Annotated in this window: 14 protein-coding genes and 2 tRNA genes; 8 read left to right on the forward strand and 8 right to left on the reverse strand. The window is 44.9% G+C overall.

Features of this window, described 5'->3' with window-relative positions:
• Positions 1 to 27: 27 nt before the first annotated feature.
• Positions 28 to 714 carry a Crp/Fnr family transcriptional regulator gene (locus BACPLE_RS09085; RefSeq protein ID WP_007561101.1) on the reverse strand — a complete coding sequence of 229 codons (687 nt, stop codon included), beginning with the start codon at positions 712 to 714 and terminating at the stop codon, positions 28 to 30.
• A 183-nt stretch (positions 715 to 897) separates the two neighbouring features.
• Between BACPLE_RS09085 and BACPLE_RS09090 the strand changes: the two genes are divergently transcribed.
• The 3 genes from BACPLE_RS09090 to BACPLE_RS09100 all read left to right on the forward strand — a co-directional run bounded on the left by BACPLE_RS09090 (position 898) and on the right by BACPLE_RS09100 (position 3,755).
• Positions 898 to 1,497, forward strand: coding sequence for a MarC family protein (locus BACPLE_RS09090; RefSeq protein WP_007561103.1), 600 nt, complete (start codon positions 898 to 900; stop codon positions 1,495 to 1,497).
• 69 nt (positions 1,498 to 1,566) lie between these two features.
• On the forward strand, positions 1,567 to 2,637 hold the full coding sequence (gene mnmA / locus BACPLE_RS09095) for a tRNA 2-thiouridine(34) synthase MnmA (RefSeq protein WP_040312921.1): 1,071 nt from the start codon (positions 1,567 to 1,569) through the stop codon (positions 2,635 to 2,637).
• Positions 2,638 to 2,654: 17 nt separating this feature from the next.
• Positions 2,655 to 3,755, forward strand: coding sequence for a tetratricopeptide repeat protein (locus BACPLE_RS09100; protein ID WP_007561108.1), 1,101 nt, complete (start codon positions 2,655 to 2,657; stop codon positions 3,753 to 3,755).
• A 152-nt stretch (positions 3,756 to 3,907) separates the two neighbouring features.
• On the opposite strand, the gene BACPLE_RS09105 is transcribed toward BACPLE_RS09100, so the two are convergent.
• From BACPLE_RS09105 to BACPLE_RS09115, 3 genes are all read right to left on the reverse strand, one after another.
• Positions 3,908 to 4,564 (reverse strand): HAD family hydrolase, encoded by a 657-nt coding sequence (locus BACPLE_RS09105; RefSeq protein ID WP_007561110.1) that lies wholly within the window; start codon positions 4,562 to 4,564, stop codon positions 3,908 to 3,910.
• A 6-nt stretch (positions 4,565 to 4,570) separates the two neighbouring features.
• Positions 4,571 to 4,942, reverse strand: a complete 372-nt coding sequence (gene folB / locus BACPLE_RS09110; protein ID WP_007561113.1) for a dihydroneopterin aldolase — start codon at positions 4,940 to 4,942, stop codon at positions 4,571 to 4,573.
• A gap of 103 nt (positions 4,943 to 5,045) precedes the next feature.
• A complete protein-coding gene (locus tag BACPLE_RS09115; RefSeq protein ID WP_040312784.1) occupies positions 5,046 to 7,589 on the reverse strand; it encodes an adenosylcobalamin-dependent ribonucleoside-diphosphate reductase in 2,544 nt (847 codons plus the stop codon).
• A 323-nt stretch (positions 7,590 to 7,912) separates the two neighbouring features.
• Here BACPLE_RS09115 and BACPLE_RS09120 point away from each other — a divergent pair, with 323 nt between their 5' ends.
• The gene (locus BACPLE_RS09120) at positions 7,913 to 8,653 is read left to right on the forward strand and encodes an NADPH-dependent oxidoreductase (RefSeq protein ID WP_007561116.1); all 741 of its coding nucleotides are present in this window, start codon (positions 7,913 to 7,915) and stop codon (positions 8,651 to 8,653) included.
• Positions 8,654 to 8,710: 57 nt separating this feature from the next.
• On the opposite strand, the gene dnaA is transcribed toward BACPLE_RS09120, so the two are convergent.
• From dnaA to BACPLE_RS09135, 3 genes are all read right to left on the reverse strand, one after another.
• The gene (dnaA, locus tag BACPLE_RS09125; protein WP_007561118.1) at positions 8,711 to 10,126 is read right to left on the reverse strand and encodes a chromosomal replication initiator protein DnaA; all 1,416 of its coding nucleotides are present in this window, start codon (positions 10,124 to 10,126) and stop codon (positions 8,711 to 8,713) included.
• Positions 10,127 to 10,557: 431 nt separating this feature from the next.
• Complete coding sequence (locus BACPLE_RS09130; RefSeq protein ID WP_007561120.1) at positions 10,558 to 11,445, reverse strand: MlaD family protein; 888 nt, start codon at positions 11,443 to 11,445, stop codon at positions 10,558 to 10,560.
• 21 nt (positions 11,446 to 11,466) lie between these two features.
• Positions 11,467 to 12,660 carry an N-acetylmuramoyl-L-alanine amidase family protein gene (locus BACPLE_RS09135; RefSeq protein WP_007561122.1) on the reverse strand — a complete coding sequence of 398 codons (1,194 nt, stop codon included), beginning with the start codon at positions 12,658 to 12,660 and terminating at the stop codon, positions 11,467 to 11,469.
• Positions 12,661 to 12,828: 168 nt separating this feature from the next.
• On the opposite strand from BACPLE_RS09135, the gene folD reads away from it, so the two are divergent.
• The 3 genes from folD (at position 12,829) to BACPLE_RS09150 (ending at position 13,977) form a co-directional block, all read left to right on the forward strand.
• Positions 12,829 to 13,707 carry a bifunctional methylenetetrahydrofolate dehydrogenase/methenyltetrahydrofolate cyclohydrolase FolD gene (gene folD, locus BACPLE_RS09140; RefSeq protein ID WP_007561124.1) on the forward strand — a complete coding sequence of 293 codons (879 nt, stop codon included), beginning with the start codon at positions 12,829 to 12,831 and terminating at the stop codon, positions 13,705 to 13,707.
• Positions 13,708 to 13,794: 87 nt separating this feature from the next.
• Positions 13,795 to 13,868, forward strand: a tRNA-His gene (locus BACPLE_RS09145).
• A 35-nt stretch (positions 13,869 to 13,903) separates the two neighbouring features.
• Positions 13,904 to 13,977: transfer RNA gene (locus tag BACPLE_RS09150), tRNA-His, on the forward strand.
• 232 nt (positions 13,978 to 14,209) lie between these two features.
• On the opposite strand, the gene gdhA is transcribed toward BACPLE_RS09150, so the two are convergent.
• Positions 14,210 to 15,547, reverse strand: a complete 1,338-nt coding sequence (gene gdhA / locus BACPLE_RS09155) for an NADP-specific glutamate dehydrogenase (protein ID WP_007561126.1) — start codon at positions 15,545 to 15,547, stop codon at positions 14,210 to 14,212.
• 206 nt (positions 15,548 to 15,753) lie between these two features.
• Between gdhA and BACPLE_RS09160 the strand changes: the two genes are divergently transcribed.
• Positions 15,754 to 18,720 (forward strand): PEP/pyruvate-binding domain-containing protein, encoded by a 2,967-nt coding sequence (locus BACPLE_RS09160; RefSeq protein ID WP_007561130.1) that lies wholly within the window; start codon positions 15,754 to 15,756, stop codon positions 18,718 to 18,720.
• Positions 18,721 to 18,780: the final 60 nt, after the last annotated feature.

The raw sequence follows: 18,780 nt of genomic DNA on the forward strand, positions 1-18,780 counted from the left end.
TCAAATAAATAAAGGTTGTAATTACGCTTAGTCTTTCTTATCTAACAGCAGTACTACCTCCCTTAGTTCGGGAATGCTGAAGGTACGCCGTCCTAACTGAATCAGTCCCCGGTTCTGAAGGTCGTTCAATACGTTCGATACGTTGATGCGGGTATCGTCAATCAGGCGTGCCAAATCTTCCATTCGGATGGACAGTTTTTTCGCTCCGTATGGAGTCATGCAGCGCAGCAGAAGGAAGTTGATAATCTTGTCGCGCGTTTTTCCGATATGCGAATTCCACAATTTGTTGTAAATTACCTGACTCCGGTTGCTCAACATGTTCATGTAGTTCAGGTTGAACACCTCATACCGGCATAGCTCATTGAGAATGTATGATTTGTCAATGTTCAGTGTGTTGACCTCCGTAACCGCCGTGTAAGAAGCTGTGAAGTAAGGACGCATGCCAAACAAAGAATAAGGCTCGATTACATTCGGACTTTTAAAAGTTTCCCAAATTGTATATTGATGTGCTCTATCCTTGGACTCTATTTGTACTTCTCCATCCAGCACAAAAATGAGTTGGTTGCATGGAGTATCCTGTCTAACCAGGCAGCTTCCAGGTTCATATTTGTTGAAGTGAATTTTTACTTTTTCCAGAATGTCAGTGAAGTCAAATTTCGACATACCCTGAAATAGAGGCAGCTGTAAAAGCTTATCGTACATTGTCAATTCCATTTCTCGTTAACTTTATTAAGTTATCTTTTAACATACAAAGTTAAGTATATTTCCCTACTGAAAGTATCGTCCATTTATACCTTTTATCTTTTTTATTCTTTCTTACAGTCTGATAATGTTTGTTCTTCCCTTGCAAGTGTGTAGAAAAATCATAACTTTGCAGTAATAATTTTGGATATAGCTATGAGTGGATTAGATTTTCAGCAGTTTCTGAGTGCTTTTATCGTTCTTTTTGCCGTGATTGACATTATTGGTTCCATTCCTATTATTCTGGATTTGAAACAGAAAGGGCGGTCCGTGAATGCCCTTAAAGCCACTCTCATTGCTTTTGCACTTCTTCTAGGATTTTTTTATGCGGGCGACATGATGTTGCGTTTGTTTCAGGTAGACATCGCTTCATTTGCGGTAGCCGGTGCGTTTGTCATCTTTCTGATGTCGTTGGAAATGATTCTGGATATTGAGATTTTCAAGAATACAGGTCCGATTAAGGAGGCCACGCTGGTACCTTTGGTCTTCCCTTTGCTGGCTGGTGCCGGTGCGTTTACCACCTTGCTTTCACTGCGGGCGGAATATGCACCCATCAACATCGTGCTGGCATTGATTCTTAATATGGTATGGGTATTTATTGTCATGAAATTGACCGATCGTATTGAACGTCTGCTGGGAAAGGGTGGTATTTATGTAATCCGTAAGTTTTTCGGTATCATTTTGCTGGCCATTTCAGCCCGTTTGTTTACAGCAAACATCACTTCGCTTATCGAGCAGTTCCAGGCTATGAAATGAGATATACCCTGAAAAGGGTATTGGGCATGTGGAATGCCGGTGGTATATTTGCCGTTAAAAAAGAAAGATATGAATGTAGCAGCGTTGATTTCGGGAGGAGTGGACAGTGCAGTAGTCGTGCATCTGTTGTGTGAACAAGGACATAAGCCTGATTTGTTTTATATAAAAATCGGTATGGATACGGACGATGGGTTGACTTGTACGGCGGAGGAGGATATTGAACTGGCTTCTGCCACTGCACGTAAGTATGGCCTTTCTTTCCATATTGTCGATTTACAGCAGGCTTATTGGGACAATGTGGTGGCATATACGGTAGACAGGGTACGCCGTGGGCTGACTCCCAATCCGGACGTGATGTGCAACAAGTTGATAAAATTTGGTTGCTTTGATCGGGAGGCTGGTCAAGGTTACGATAAGATTGCTACGGGGCATTATGCTTCTACGCTGGATATAGATGGATATACATGGTTGGCTACGGCCAAAGACCCGGTAAAAGACCAGACCGATTTCCTGGCTCAGATTGACTACTTGCAGGTGTCTCGCCTGATGTTTCCTTTGGGAGGTTTTCTCAAGGAAGAAGTGCGGGATATGGCAGTGAAAGCATCTTTGCCAAGTGCACGGCGGAAAGACAGCCAGGGTATTTGCTTTTTGGGTAAGATAAACTACAATGACTTTATCCGTCGTTTTTTGGGAGAACGTCCGGGGCCAGTCGTGGAACTGGAAACCGGAAAGGTTATCGGACAGCACCGCGGATACTGGTTTCATACCATAGGCCAGCGTAAAGGGCTGGGACTGGGCGGTGGTCCGTGGTTCGTTGTAGACAAGAATGTGGAAGAAAACATTATCTATGTGTCGCATGGGTATGATACAGAAAAACAGTTTGGGCATTTCTTCTGTGTAAAGGATTTTCATTTTATCACTCTGAATCCATGGAAAGAACAGGAAACTGAAATTTGTTTCAAAATACGTCACACGGATACCTTTCAGACTGGGAAAGTGCGCTTTGCCGAAGACGGAACGTTGCATGTTTCCAGCGAGGAACCGATACAGGGCATAGCGCCCGGACAATTCGGGGTGATTTATGACAAGGATGCTCGTTTGTGCATAGGTAGTGGTGAGATTCGAGCAAAGATTTATTAAAAGCAGAAAGAGTAACTATGCGAATTTCTTTTCAACTGAATGCGGCATCTCCTTTGCAAATAAAGGATTTTTTTCGCAAGCTGGAGGTTCCTGTGGAACTGACCGTACAGGGTACTTACCGTGGGGAAACTCATTATTATTTTCATCGTCCGGAGCATTCCACCACTTCGTTTGTCATTTCCGATGATATGCATGGCAAAATAGTGATAGGCATGGACGGGCTGTCTTCATACGACGACTATAAATTTTTTCCTTACCTGATTGATACCTTGGGATTGCATCTGAACGGACACACTCCGAAACTGATGTCGCGGGAGGATGGAAAGACTTACAGTGTATATGAAAGGCTGGGAGCGCAATGGATAGAAGACTGTATCGGAGAGGAAATTGCCTCGCTGAAAGTGATACTTTCTGTCATTCCCCGTTGTTACCTGGAACTACCTAAAGACGGAATTCGTTATGTGTCTTTGGAACAGTTGAAGAAATATGGGGTGAATCTTCATTCTTCTACCTCACGCATTTATGGTTACATACAGTATCTGCTTCGGAAAGGCTGGCTGTTAGAAGCGACTAAGGAAGAGTTTCTGGCCGATCGCATGGCCTATGCGATGGATGTGGAGGTCGACGTGCCACAGCATGTTTCCATCGGGCGGGTTAAGTCATGGCAGACTGACGGTACAGAGACATGGGAAAGCTTTTCGCGGGAAGATGTGGACATGTTGCTGGAATTAGGGAAGGAATATCGTGAAGGAACGCCTGTAGACGGAGTGGTATTGAATGACATCGGTACTTTGTATCAGGAAGGGGTAGGGGTGTTTCCCGATGGCTATCAGGCGGAATTCTGGTTTAAGGAGGCCGTTCGCCAAGGTGATTTGACCTATGCTTCAGCCAACTTGGGTGATTTGTATCGGAAAGGATGCGGGACGTTGCCCGTGTCACTTCCGCAAGCTTTTGAGGCGTACCGCCATTCGTCAGATCCCTATGCTTTCTATCGTATCGGACAAGGGTATGAAGAAGGATGGACTGGTGCTCCTGATTTGCATCTGGCCATGTTCTGGTATAAAAAAGCCGCTCAAGCAGGTCATCATCTGGCTCTCAAGCGGCTGTCTCGTGAGTGATTTCAGTCTTAGAGAAAACTCTTTTACGTTTGGTTTAAAATGCACTTGTGTTTTAACTGAAATGTAAAAGAGTTTTATATCGAATGTACTTACGTTTGAATTTAAACGTCCTTGCGTTTTAGGGAAAGCACAAGGACGGTTTAGAAATTTTCTTAGGAAAGTTGCAGAAACGCTGCAATTTCTTCTGGAGTTTCAACCAGAAGAGCTGGGTTGAATTCTTGTAATTCGCTTTTCGGGCGGAATCCCCAGCATACGCCTATGGTGCTAACTCCTGCATTGAGTCCGGTCTGCATGTCTACTCCGGAATCACCGATGTAGACCACTTCCTCTTTCTGTGCGCCACTTATTTCCATAATCTCATGAATGACTTGCGGGTCGGGTTTGGTCGGTACATTTTCCCGCTGTCCGAATACGGCTGTAAAATGGATGGAGGGAAAATATTGGCGGATAAGTTTTTCTGTCGCTTCCTGATACTTGTTGGAGGCTACGGCTATCTGGATATGCTGTTCCTGAAGTTGTGCGAGTAGTTTCTCGATACCGGGGTAGGGGCGACTTAAATCTGCATTGTGCAGGTTGTAGTAAGGCACAAACTTAGAGCGTATGCGCAGCACGTTCTCCGGTGTTCTTTCCGATTCAGGAAGAGCTCTTTCGAACAATTTGTTGATGCCGTTTCCCACGAAGAAACGATAAGCGTCCGTGTCATGTGTGGGATAGCCAAACTGAGTCAGCGCATAATTGGTAGCTGCTGCCAGGTCGGCAATGGTGTTTAGTAAAGTTCCGTCCAGGTCAAAAATGACAATCTTTTTCATATTGCGTTAGTCTTTGGTGTAAATAGATTCTACTCCTGTTTCCTGACATTCCGCTCCCATAGGAGGATTCTGCTTGAACAGGGCAATCTTGATTTCTGTGATTTGCGGGAAATCGTGAAACAATCGTCCGGCAATACGCTGGATGACATGCTCCAACAGCCGGGAAGGGATTTTCATTTCTTCTTTCACGGCCTTGAACACTTCGGCATAATTGATGGTATAGTTCAGGTCGTCAGTTTGTGAGGCCTGACTGAAGTCGGTTTTCAGCCGCAGATTGAGAGTGTATTCGGCACCTACTTTGTTTTCCTGTGGCAGTACCCCGTGGAAGGCGAAAATCTTCAGTCCCTTCAAATGAATATACATGTCGCTTTGTTTCATCTTCTTTCATGAATAAGAGAGGCATGAATCGTATGATTGCTGAAACTCAGAAACCTGTACGATTCATGCCTGTGCATTTATAAAATATGTATTTTATCAGCGATTATCCGCAACGTGAAGAACCGCATGTCTTACAAATCAGACAGCCTTCCTGATATACCAGTGTTTCATGTCCGCAGTTCGGGCATTTCACGCCTTTGGCCTCAGTGCCGTCCTGAACGTATTTCTTCAGTGCTCTTTCCACACCGTTTTTCCAGGTGTTGATGTTTTCACTATCGAGTTGCAGAGAACCAACCAGTTTGATAACCTGCTCAATAGGCATTCTCCAGCGGAGTACTCCTGAAATCAGTTTGGCGTAGTTCCAGTATTCCTTGTTGAATTTTTCAGAAAGTCCTTCAATGGTCATCTTGTAGCCACGCTTGTTTTCGAACTGGAAGTCATAATGTTTGGTTCCATCTTCATCGTAGCTCTTGATGATACGTCCGCTGGTGACTGATTTCGGTAATACGATACCTTCTTCATCATCTTGCAGACCGGTAAAGATTTCATATGGTCTTCCGTCGAGCAAGCCTACGAATGCTACCCATTTTTCCTTGTTGTTCTGGAATCGTACCACATCAGCTTCCAGCACTTTCGGACGTACCTCTACCACCTGAGGAGGTTTGCAGCGGCATTCTTCCTCTTCCTTCTTGTCTTTTTTCTTGGTAGAGATAAGCACTCCGGCACGTGAGCCGTCACGGTATACCGTACATCCCTTGCAGCCAGAACGCCATGCTTCCACATACAACTGGTTGACAAGGTCTTCGCTTACATTGTTAGGCAAGTTGATGGTTACACTGATAGAGTGGTCTACCCATTTCTGGATACGTCCCTGCATCTTTACTTTCATCAGCCAGTCTACATCGTTTGACGTAGCTTTATAGTAAGGCGATTTTTCTACCAGTTCATCAATTTCCTCCTGTGTATAGCGTTTGTCTGGATCATAGCCGTTGATTTTCATCCAAGTGAGGAATTTGTGGTGGAATACCACGTATTCTTCGAATGCGTCTCCTGTTTCGTCCACGAAATCTACGTGCACATTCGCATCGTTCGGATTTACTTTACGGCGGCGTTTGTACACAGGCATAAATACCGGTTCAATACCAGAAGTAGTCTGTGTCATCAAGCTGGTAGTTCCTGTCGGAGCAATGGTCAAGCAGGCAATGTTTCTTCTACCATACTTTCTCATTTCTTCGTACAGTTCCGGATCCGCATCCTTCAGACGGTTGATAAACGGATTGTTCTTTTCGCGTTCCGCATCGTAGATTTCGAAAGCTCCACGTTCCTTAGCCATGTTTACTGACGAACGGTAAGCTTCCAGTGCAATTGTCTTATGTACCTTTTCTGAGAATTCAGTTGCTTCTTCCGTGCCATAGCGTAATCCCATGGCAGCCAGCATATCGCCTTCCGCAGTGATACCTACACCTGTACGGCGTCCTAGTCCGGATTTATGATAAATCTTTTCCCACAAGTGACGTTCGCTTCCCTTCACTTCCATGCTTTCAGGGTCAGAATCTATCTTTTCAAGAATACATTCAATCTTTTCCAGTTCCAGGTCGATGATGTCATCCATGATACGCTGAGCCAGTGCCACGTGTTTCTTGAACAGCTCAAAGTCAAAATAAGCTTCTGGAGTAAACGGATTTACTACGTAGGAGTACAAGTTGATAGCCAGCAAGCGGCATGAGTCGTACGGACACAATGGAATTTCTCCACAAGGGTTGGTCGATACCGTACGGAATCCCAGGTCGGCATAACAGTCGGGCACAGATTCGCGGATAATCGTATCCCAGAACAATACACCCGGTTCAGCCGATTTCCATGCGTTGTGTACGATTTTCTTCCATAAAGCTGAAGCATCAATTTCTTTTGACACCATCGGGTTAGGAGAATCTATCGGATATTGCTGGGTGTAAGGCTTCCCTTCTACAGCAGCCTGCATGAATTCATCATCCAGCTTTACAGACACGTTGGCGCCCGTAACCTTTCCTTCCGTCATCTTGGCATCAATGAAAGATTCAGAGTCCGGATGCTTGATAGATACGCTCAGCATTAGTGCACCGCGACGTCCATCCTGAGCTACTTCACGGGTAGAGTTGGAATAACGTTCCATGAAAGGAACAAGACCGGTTGAAGTCAGGGCCGAGTTCTTAACCGGAGAACCTTTCGGGCGGATGTGTGACAAGTCATGTCCTACGCCACCACGTCGCTTCATCAGTTGTACCTGTTCTTCATCGATGCGGATAATGGCTCCGTATGAGTCGGCGCTTCCGTCAAGTCCGATTACAAAGCAGTTAGAGAGTGAAGCAATCTGGTAATCGTTCCCAATTCCCGTCATCGGGCTCCCCTGAGGAACGATGTACTTGAAATGGTCAAGTAAGTCAAAAAGTTCTTGAGCACTGATTGCATTAGGATATTTAGCCTCTATACGGGCTACTTCATTGGCAATTCGCCAGTGCATATCCTCTGGAGATTTCTCATAGATGTTTCCAAACGAGTCTTTCACTGCGTATTTGTTTACCCAAACACGTGCGGCTAATTCATCTCCTTTGAAATACTCCAACGAAGCGTTGTAGGCTTCATCGTAGCTGTACGTTTTCTTTTCCACGGTTATTATATGAATAAGTTTGTTGTCAATAAAAATTGTAAAGGTGTAGAATTCGCTTTTATTTCTAACAAACCTCTGCAAAGCTAAAGATGTTTTTTTAATTGGCAAAATAAAAAAGAAAGAAGTTATTAACAATGCGGGTGGTTTTCTATTTTGTTTTTATATATATCTGATATTTAGTTTGTTATAAAATTTATATATCTGAAAAGTTTTCCGAATTGGGAAACATTGTTGAAATATGCGTGTTTCTTGCTTAAGAAGGGAGTAGGGATATTCAATGATTCTTGTTACCTTTGTGTAGTATCACATAAAGCCTATTTATTATGGAATCAATAAAGAACAGACGTACCATTCGCAAGTATAAGCAGGACGATGTGCCTGCTGCTTTGCTGAATGAATTATTGGAAGAAGCGTTTCGCGCTTCCACAATGGGAAATATGCAGTTATATAGTGTGGTAGTGACTCGTGATGCGGAAATGAAATCCCGTCTTGCACCTGCTCACTTTAACCAGCCTATGGTGACTTCGGCTCCTGTAGTGCTTACTTTTTGTGCCGACTTCAATCGTTTCAGCAAATGGTGTGAACAGCGGAAGGCTGTGCCGGGTTATGACAACTTTATTTCTTTTCTGAATGCTGCTACCGATGCATTGCTGGTTACACAAAACTTCTGTACATTGGCAGAAGAGGCCGGATTGGGTATCTGTTATCTTGGAACTACCATTTATAATCCAGATCAGATCATTGATTTGCTGGAACTGCCCAAGCTAGTTGTTCCTGTCGCTACGATTACCGTAGGTTATCCGGATGAATGCCCGGAACAGCCCGATCGTTTGCCGGTTCAAGGCATTATTCATGAAGAAAAATACCAGGATTATACGCCGTCTATGATTGATGAAATCTATGCATACAAGGAAGGTCTACCCGAAAACAAACATTTCGTAGAAATCAATCATACAGAGACGCTGGCTCAAATCTTTACCGATATTCGTTATAAGAAGAGTGATAATGAGTTTATGTCCGAAGGATTGAAGAAGGTGTTGAAGCGTCAGGGGTTTGATGATTGATGTACGATGCAAAAAAGATAAGAGAAAAGGCAGCTGAAACCTCAGCTGCCTTTTCTCTTATCTTGTACGAAGACTCATTTCGATTTCTTCAATTTCTGCTTTGAATGCCTTGTCCACATCTACCTGATCTTTTACAATCTTGCAGGCGTGTAGCACAGTAGCATGGTCTTTGTTTCCGATTAGCTGACCAATCTTGGAAGAAGAAGTATCTGTATGTTTCTTGGCCAGATACATTGCCACTTGTCTTACTTGTACTACTTCCCGTTTACGGGTCTTGGTATGAATGGCCGTTTCATCTATTTTGTAATGTTCGCACACCTTGGTGATGATATCACTCACGGTCATAGGTTTGCTTTCGGCGCACTTCACAGCTTTTCTGACAATGCGCTGTGCCAAATCCAGGTCAATTTCGCGTTTGAACAGAATAGACTGTGCCAATAATGAATTGACGATACCTTCCAGTTCACGTACGCTTTCGTTCACACTTTCTGCAATGTAACTGATTACAGATTCCGGAATGGTCAGTCCGTCACGTTTTATCTTATTGCGCAGGATATTCTTTCGCAGTTCAATATCCGGTTTTTCCAGTTCGGCTACCAATCCCCATTTGAAACGAGTAAGCAGTCGTTCCTCCATACCTTGAAGCATTACGGGAGCACGGTCTGAAGTCAGGATAAGCTGTTTTCCGTTCTGGTGCAAGTGGTTGAATATGTGGAAGAACGTATTTTGCGTCTTGGTTACTCCGGCAAATTCCTGAATATCATCAATAATCAGCACGTCGATTGTTTGGTAGAAGCTGATGAAATCATTGAAGTGGTTGGTACGTACCGAGTCTGTATACTGCACCTGAAAGAGGTGAGCCGATACATACAATACGCGTTTCTCCGGATATAATTCCTTGATGCGTGTTCCGATGGCGTTAATAAGGTGGGTTTTACCCACACCAGACGGGCCATAAATAAATAACGGGTTGAAAGTACGTGCCGGATTTTGAGCCACCGTTTCTGCTACCGTTCTGGAGAACTCATTGCTGTTTCCTTTGATGAAGTTCTCGAAATTATAGTTCGGGTTCAAATGCGGATCCAAATCCTGAGGAGCCGGAGCTTGTAACGGATTCGGAGTTTTATTACCATTATATACGGGAGCCTGTTCCGGCAATGCAGACGAACGTTTGGTTCCTTCTATATTGACGGTGATATGGTTTGTCTTATCTGTCAGGATAGAATACATCAACTCCGTGCCTTCACCTATTTCTTTATAGATGGCGGCGCGCAGCAATCCCACATATTTTTCTTCCAGATACTCATAGAAGAAAGGGCTGGGGACGCCGATTGTCAATGCCTTCTCCGTAGCTTCATATTTTAAAGGTACGATAGGCTCAAACCATGTTTTAAAAGCTGTAGCATTTACATTGTCTTTGATAAATGACAGGCAACGATTCCACAATGCAACAGCTTGGTTATGTTCAATCATACGTGCGTTGTTATTAATAAAGCGAAACTTCTACGCTTGCAAATTTCGTAATCAAATTTCAGAAAAACAAATCCCTTTTTCCTTGCTTTTTATTTTAATAAATTAAGGGGTTGATAAATAGGAGGTTACAAAGTTGTTAAATTATTGATAAAATGAATTTGACTTGTATTTTAGTAATCTCTTATTTGTCAGTTGTTTAGCTATATCCAAGTGTTAGTCTTCAAATCCCATTGCTTTGTTGCTTTCCTTTGAAAATCATAGGGTTGCACTCCTGTGAGAAAATGTATTCCTAAAACGATACTATTTAGAATATTTCTATATAGTAACCTATTTGTAATATTTTATGCTTAAAAATGGAGCTCCGTTTAAGGAGACAAAAAAGAAGGCATAAGCTGGGTATGCCTTCTTTTATCTGTTTGATTTATATGTGTTTATTTATCTTTCTTTCCAAAAAGAGAGAAGTGTACATACCGTTTCGGATGTTCCTGCAAATCTTTCAGGAGAGAAGCTGCATTGGCAGAAGTTGCATTGAGGTTCTTGTATAAAGCATCATCATTCAACAGTAATCCGATGGAGTTATCCTTGCTACCCAACTTTTCAGTCAGCAGATGTACGTTTTGAAGGGTAGAGTCCACTTTCTGGAAAGTGGCTGCATAGTCAATTCCCTTCAGGTTCTCACTGATACCTTTCAGGTTTTCGGTAATGGCAGTCACGTTGCTTGTCAGTTGCGGAATATCTTTGCTCATCAGGCTATGCAACTGTGTGCTGGTAGCGTTCAATGAAGCTGTCAGTTTTTCCGCATTGTGAAGTGTCTGCTTTAATGCAGGATCAGCCAACAGCTGGTTCAGTGAACTAAGAATAGAATCCAGTTTAGGCATCATCTGTTCCACCTTCGGAAGTAAATCCTTTTCAGCTTTTCCTAAAATGCCCGTATTGGCCGTACCTTCAATCGTATCCCCCGGATTGAGGAAGGTTGTTGATTCATGCTTCAGCAGCATATTCATTTTAACTGTTCCCAGCATCTCTGTCACTAGTTCTGCCTTACTTCCTGCAGGAATGCGCAAATCCTGGTCCACTTCAATCCCAACAATCACATGTCCGGGATTCTGGTGATTGTATTGCAGGTCGCGTACAATACCTATTTTATAACCATTGGCAAACACAGGGCTCGACTGAGCCAGTCCGTTCACATCGGTAAAATCTACATAATAATAGCTTTCCGGTTTGAACATGCTGATTCCTTTCAGGTAATTGATGCCGAAAAAGAGAATCAGTAATGCTCCGATTCCAGCTAATCCGATTTTTACTTCTTTTTTCATATAGTTATCTTTTCTCTTTTGTTATCTGTTTTGTTTGAATTCTCGTATGGCCTGATTGATGTTCATTTTCACTCCATCTTTAAAAGCGATGATGAACGCATCCTTGAATTTGCCATCCACTTTGCTCCGTTTCAGGCGGAGTATTTTGTTGTAGTTGGTGTCTGAACCATAGGTATATTTTATAATACCTTTTTCTTTGTAGCTTTCCACAGGAGAAAGTCCTTTGAACTGCTTGCTCTTGGGTGACAGTTGACGGTCGGAAGTCAGTATTTGTATCTTGAATACAGGTTTTCCGGCAGGGCTCACTTCTTTACTTTGCGGAGCGGTCTGTCGGGCAGATGCAGCAGAAACTTCTGCTACTTCTGCTTCCGGTATATCTGTGGCTTCTGTAAGAGGAGCTGCACTTTCTACAGGCATCAGCTGACTGCTTCCTGCTGTTTTCTCTCCTTTGTAATTCAGAAAGGCCCGGTAAATGCTTTGAGCCAGTGTTGAACTGCCCTGTTCAGATAACAGGAAAGCCTCTTCCGTGGGGTTGGTGATGTATCCCAGTTCTATCAGCACACTGGGCATTGACGTGGCGCGTAACACCAGAAATCCAGCCTGATGTACCCCTTTGTCTATCCGGTTGGCATTCCGGAATCCGCGTTGCACGGCTGTTGCGAACTTCACGCTTTGTGCCATGTTTTTGTCTTGCAGAAACTCAAATATAATGTAGCTTTCTGCAGAGTTAGGGTTAAATCCGGCATAACGCTGCTTGTAATCATCCTCAATCAGAATTACTGCATTTTCTTTTTGAGCCACTTCCAGATTCTCCTGCGTACGGTGAAGACCTAACGTATATGTTTCGGTACCGCTGACCTTGCTGCTTCTTGAAGCCAGAGAGTTGGTATGTATGGAGATAAAAAGGTTTGCTTTGACTTCGTTGGCTATTTCAGCTCTTCTGTGTAAGGGAACAAACACGTCCTTTTCACGTGTGTACACCACCCGGGTATCCGGACAGTTTTGTTTGATGAGCCGTCCCAGTTTCAGTGCTACGCTTAAATTGATATTTTTTTCCTTTCCTCTTCTGCCTATCGCTCCGGGGTCGTGTCCGCCATGCCCGGCGTCAATCACGACGGTGAAATTCGTTTTAGCCGCATGTGCCTGAGGGGCTAAACTGAAAGTCAGCAGCAGACTTGTAGCAATATACAGTATGTTGAGAATTCTCCTTTTCATAATTAAAATAACGCGGCAAAGTTAATATTTTTTTGTCGACTTGCTTTCTGTTACTTCAAGAATTCTTCTATTGCTGTAATAATTGCTATAAAAACCGAAAAATAAGCAGGTCGTTTGTTTTAAAATTTCTACATTTGTGTAATTTGTAAAAACAGAAAGGAGTGATTTATGACATTGATTGACGGAAAAGCAGTTTCAGAACAAGTGAAACAGGAAATTGCAGCCGAAGTGGCCGAAATCGTAGCCCGCGGAGGAAAACGCCCCCATCTGGCTGCCATTCTGGTAGGGCATGACGGAGGTAGTGAAACTTACGTGGCCGCAAAAGTCAAGGCCTGTGAGGTATGTGGGTTTAAGTCGACTTTGATTCGTTACGAATCGGATGTGACAGAAGAAGAACTTCTGGCAAAGGTGCAGGAGTTGAATGCCGATCCCGATGTAGACGGTTTTATCGTACAGCTTCCGTTGCCGGCTCACATCTCCGAGCAGAAAGTCATTGAAACGATAGACTACCGTAAAGACGTCGACGGATTCCATCCCATTAACGTAGGACGCTTGTCCATCGGTCTTCCTTGCTACATCTCTGCTACCCCTAATGGAATCATGGAACTGTTGCGTCGTTATCAGATAGACACCAAAGGAAAGAAATGCGTCATTCTGGGACGAAGCAACATTGTGGGCAAGCCGATGGCCATGCTGATGATGCAGAAAGCCTGTCCGGGCGATGCTACTGTAACCGTATGCCACAGTCGGAGCAAAGACTTGGTGAAAGAATGCCGGGAAGCCGATATTCTGATTGCTGCCATGGGACAGCCCAATTTTGTAACCGCCGATATGGTGAAGGAAGGAGCCGTAGTAATTGACGTCGGTACTACCCGCGTGCCCGATGCAACCCGCAAATCCGGTTTCAAATTGACGGGTGATGTGAAGTTCGACGAGGTTGCTCCAAAGTGTGCTTACATTACGCCGGTACCTGGTGGAGTAGGTCCTATGACCATCGTTTCATTGATGAAAAATACGCTGTTGGCAGGGAAAAAGGCAATATATTGAGAAAATAGAAGATTTTTTTGAAGAAAAGTTTGTAGTTTCAGAAAAATCCTTTACCTTTGCATCGCTTTTGAAAAGGAAGCCAACATGGTGACTATAGTTCAGTTGGTTAGAGCGTCAGATTGTGGTTCTGAATGTCGTGGGTTCGAGTCCCACTAGTCACCCTTTCTTCAAGAGTAAAAATTTTCCTACCAACATGGTGACTATAGTTCAGTTGGTTAGAGCGTCAGATTGTGGTTCTGAATGTCGTGGGTTCGAGTCCCACTAGTCACCCGTAACAAATTGAAAGTCCTGCAGTTCCTGCGGGACTTTTTTGTTTTCCTATATTTTCGTTTATATACAAAAAATGCGCTATCAGACCTTCACAGGCGGATAGCGCAAGCTACAATACAAAATACAAATACAACTAAACGAGATTTTGTGCTAAAAATTAAAGCATTCAAAGATACGAATAATATTTCATCCGTTCCTCATGCTTGTCTGATTTTTTAATTATCCTTAATATTCAGACTATTCCCTGAGCCATCATGGCGTGAGCCACCTTCATAAATCCGGCAATGTTCGCACCCTTCACATAATTGATGTATCCATCGCTTTCCTTACCGTATTTCACGCATTGTTCATGAATATTGTGCATAATCAGATGGAGTTTTTCATCCACTTCCTGTGCAGTCCAGCTCAGGTGCATGGCATTCTGGCTCATTTCCAGTCCAGAAGTAGCCACACCACCCGCATTGACAGCCTTTCCTGGAGCATACATCATCTTGTGTTCGATGAATGCGTCAATAGCTTCCGGTGTACATCCCATGTTGGAAATTTCTCCTACGCAGAGCACCTGGTTCTTTATCAGGTTCTGTGCATCCTCACCGTTCAATTCGTTCTGGGTAGCACACGGCAATGCGATATCTACCTTCACTTCCCACGGACGGCGTCCCGGCACGAAGGTAGCTCCCGGGAATTTTTCCGCATATGGTGCTACGATGTCATTACCCGATGCACGCAGTTCAAGCATATAGTCAATCTTTTCTCCGCTGATGCCTTCCGGATCATAAATGTAGCCGTCCGGTCCGGAGATGGTAACTACCTTTGCTCCCAGTTGGGTAGCCTTGGTAGCAGCTCCCCATGCCACGTTACCGAAGCCGGAGATAGCCACTGTCTTGCCCTTGATTTCGATACCCTTTTCATCCAGCATGTGTTTCACGAAATACAAGCCTCCGAAGCCTGTAGCCTCCGGACGAATCAGTGAACCTCCGAATTCCAGTCCCTTGCCGGTAAACGTACCGGTAAATTCGCGGGTCAGTTTCTTGTACATACCGAACATATAACCCACTTCGCGTCCGCCTACACCGATATCACCTGCCGGCACATCCATATCCGGTCCCAGATGACGCCACAGTTCCAGCATGAATGCCTGGCAGAAACGCATGATTTCCGCATTGCTCTTGCCGCGTGGAGAGAAGTCGGAGCCACCTTTTCCGCCGCCCATCGGTAGAGTAGTAAGGGCATTTTTGAAAGTCTGTTCAAATCCCAGGAACTTCAAGATGGACAAATTCACGGAAGCATGGAAACGAATACCTCCCTTATACGGGCCGATGGCGTTGTTGAACTGCACGCGGTAACCTAAGTTCGTCTGCACTTCACCCTTGTCGTCCACCCATGTCACGCGGAATGTAAAGATACGGTCGGGTTCTACCAGCCGTTCAATGATTTTCGCCTTTTCAAATTCGGGGTGTTGATTGTAGATATCTTCGATAGAAAGCAATACTTCCCTGACTGCCTGAAGGTACTCAGATTCACCTGGATGCTTGGCTTCCAGTGATGACATGATTTTGTTAATGTCCATAATCAAATAATTTAAGGTCTGACAAAATGAAATATTTTGTATATGCAAAGATAGGAAATTACTTATACCTTCAAAGGATTTTACCCGATTTTTTGAGCTGAAGGTTGAATTTTGTTAGTTTTTTATCAACTCTCAAGAAAGATTTGCAAAAATCGTGTGAAATTCCGATTTTTGTTTCTGTAATATAAGCTTTAAAAGAAGATACCATGCTTACCAAACTAAGAATTAAACTCCGTCAGCTTTATTTCAAGGATACGCAGTTTGCCAACCTGATGACCAAGCGCATTTTCAACGTGTTGCTGGTGGCCAACCCTTACGATGCGTTCATGCTTGAAGATGACGGCCGCATTGACGAAAAGATTTTCAATGAATATATGAACCTGAGTTTGCGCTATCCCCCTCGTTTCACGCAGGTCTCCACGGCAGAAGAAACTTGGGAACAGTTGCGCAACACCATGTTCGACCTGGTCATCTGTATGCCGGGTTCCGACAACAGCGATACCTTCGACATTGCCCGTGAAATCAAGAAGCAATACCCTCATCTACCGTTGGTTGTACTGACTCCTTTCTCGCACGGTATTAAGGAACGAATGGAGCATGAAGATCTGAGCATCTTCGAGTATGTGTTCTGCTGGCTGGGAAACACCGATTTGCTGGTGTCCATCATCAAGCTGATAGAAGACAAGATGAACCTGGAGCATGACATTAAGGAAGTCGGCGTACAGATGATTATGCTGGTAGAAGATTCCATACGCTTTTATTCTTCCGTATTGCCCAACCTCTACAAGTTCGTTCTCCGGCAGAGCCAGGAATTTGCCACAGAAGCCCTGAACGAGCACCAGCGAACCCTTCGCATGCGCGGACGCCCTAAGATCGTGCTGGCCCGTTCCTACGAAGAAGCCACTGAACTATATAATAAGTACCAGAACAACGTGCTCGGTATCATATCCGATGCCCGTTTCCCTCACGGCGGAGTCAACGACCCCCAGGCCGGTGTCACCCTGCTGCGCGAAGTCCGTAAGCGGGACCCCTTTATACCCCTTATCCTTCAGTCGGCAGAAGAAAGTAACCGTAGCTATGCGCCGGAACTGGGTGCCGTGTTCATTGATAAGAACTCCAAGAAAATGAATATCGACCTCCGTGAAGCTGTGTCAGACAATTTCGGCTTCGGTGATTTCATTTTCCGCGACCCCCATACCATGAAGGAAGTAGCCCGTATCCACAACCTGAAGGAATTGCAGAACGTGATATTTGCCATCCCTGCAGAATCCTTCCTCTATCACATCAGCCGCAACCACATTTCACGCTGGCTGTATTCGCGTGCCATCTTCCCGGTAGCCGAATTCTTGAAACAGATTACGTGGGAGTCACTTCAGGACATCGATGCCCACCGCCAGATAATATTCGAAGCCATCGTAAAATACCGCAAGATGAAAAACCAGGGCGTAGTAGCCGTGTTCCAGCGCGACCGCTTCGACCGTTATTCCAACTTTGCCCGCATCGGCGATGGCTCATTGGGAGGAAAAGGACGCGGTCTGGCCTTCATTGACAACATGGTAAAACGTCACACGGAGTTTGATGAGTTTGAGAATGCCTCTGTCATGATTCCGAAAACCGTAGTCCTCTGTACCGATATTTTCGATGAGTTCATGGACTCCAACCAGTTGTACCAGATAGCCCTGAGCGATGCGGCCGACGACGTGATTCTCCGCGCCTTCCTTCGTGCCAAGTTGCCCGACCGGCTGGTGGAAGATTTCTTTGCCTTCTTCGATGCGGTAAAGGCACCGATTGCCATCCGTTCCTCCAGTCTGCTGGAAGACTCCCACTACCAGCCCTTTGCCGGAATCTATTCCACTTATATGATTCCCTATCTGGACGATAAGTACGAAATGCTCCGCATGCTGGGCGATGCCATCAAGGGAGTATATGCTTCCGTATATTATAAGGATAGTAAGGCCTACATGCAAGCCACCAGCAACGTGATAGACCAGGAAAAGATGGCTGTCATCCTGCAGGAAGTAGTCGGCACCCAGTATGGCGACCGCTATTATCCGGCCATTTCCGGAGTAGCCCGCTCCATCAACTATTACCCGATTAATGACGAGCTGGCCGAAGAAGGTACCGTCAGTCTGGCCTTGGGGTTAGGAAAATACATTGTCGACGGCGGACTGACCTTGCGCGTGTGTCCGTATCATCCTACGCAGGTGCTCCAGACCAGCGAAATGGAAATCGCCCTGCGTGAAACACAGACCCGCTTCTATGCCCTCGACTTGAAGAACCTGGGACAGAACTTCTCGCTCGACGATGGATTTAACCTGTTGAAACTCCATGTGAAAGACGCCGAAGCCGACGGAGCTTTGAACTTCATCGCTTCTACTTACGATCCGTACGACATGGTGATACGTGACGGCATTTATCCCGGCGGCCGCAAGCTGATAACCTTTGCCAACATCCTTCAGCACGATGTATTCCCGCTGGCCCGCATCTTGCAGCTGGCACAGAAATACGGTCAGGGCGAAATGCGCCGTCCGGTGGAAATCGAGTTTGCCGTCAATTTTGATGCCCGTACAAAGAGCGGCATCTTCTATCTGTTGCAGATACGTCCGATGGTCGATGTAAAAGCCGGACTGGATGAAGACCTGAGCGTGATTCCCGATGAACGTTTGTTACTCAAGAGTGAAAACTCCCTGGGACACGGAGTGATGGACGACATACAAGATGTGATTTATGTCAAGACAGAAGGCTATTCTGCCTCCAATAACCAGTTGATAGCTTACGACATCGAGAAACTCAACCGCCGTTTCCTGGATGAAGGTAAACATTACATACTGGTTGGCCCCGGACGCTGGGGAAGCAGTGACACGTGGCTGGGTATTCCGGTGAAGTGGCCCAACATTTCGGCAGCCCGTATCATCGTGGAAGCCGGACTGACCAATTACCGTGTAGATCCCAGTCAGGGAACCCACTTCTTCCAGAATCTGACCTCTTTCGGGGTGGGATACTTCACCATCAATGCCTATATGAACGACGGTATTTATAACCAGGCCTTGCTCGACAGCATGCCGGCGGTGGAAGAAACCAAATACCTGCGCTGGGTGCGGTTTGAAAAACCTTTGTCCGTCAAGATGGACGGGAAGAAAAAGCTCGGTGTGGTAGAGCTGCCGGAAGATTAAAAAATAATATATACAAAAACGGGATGCTTCACATTTGAAGTGCATCCCGTTTTTTTGTAT

The organism is Phocaeicola plebeius DSM 17135, assembly GCF_000187895.1.
GTDB classification, from domain to species: domain Bacteria; phylum Bacteroidota; class Bacteroidia; order Bacteroidales; family Bacteroidaceae; genus Phocaeicola; species Phocaeicola plebeius.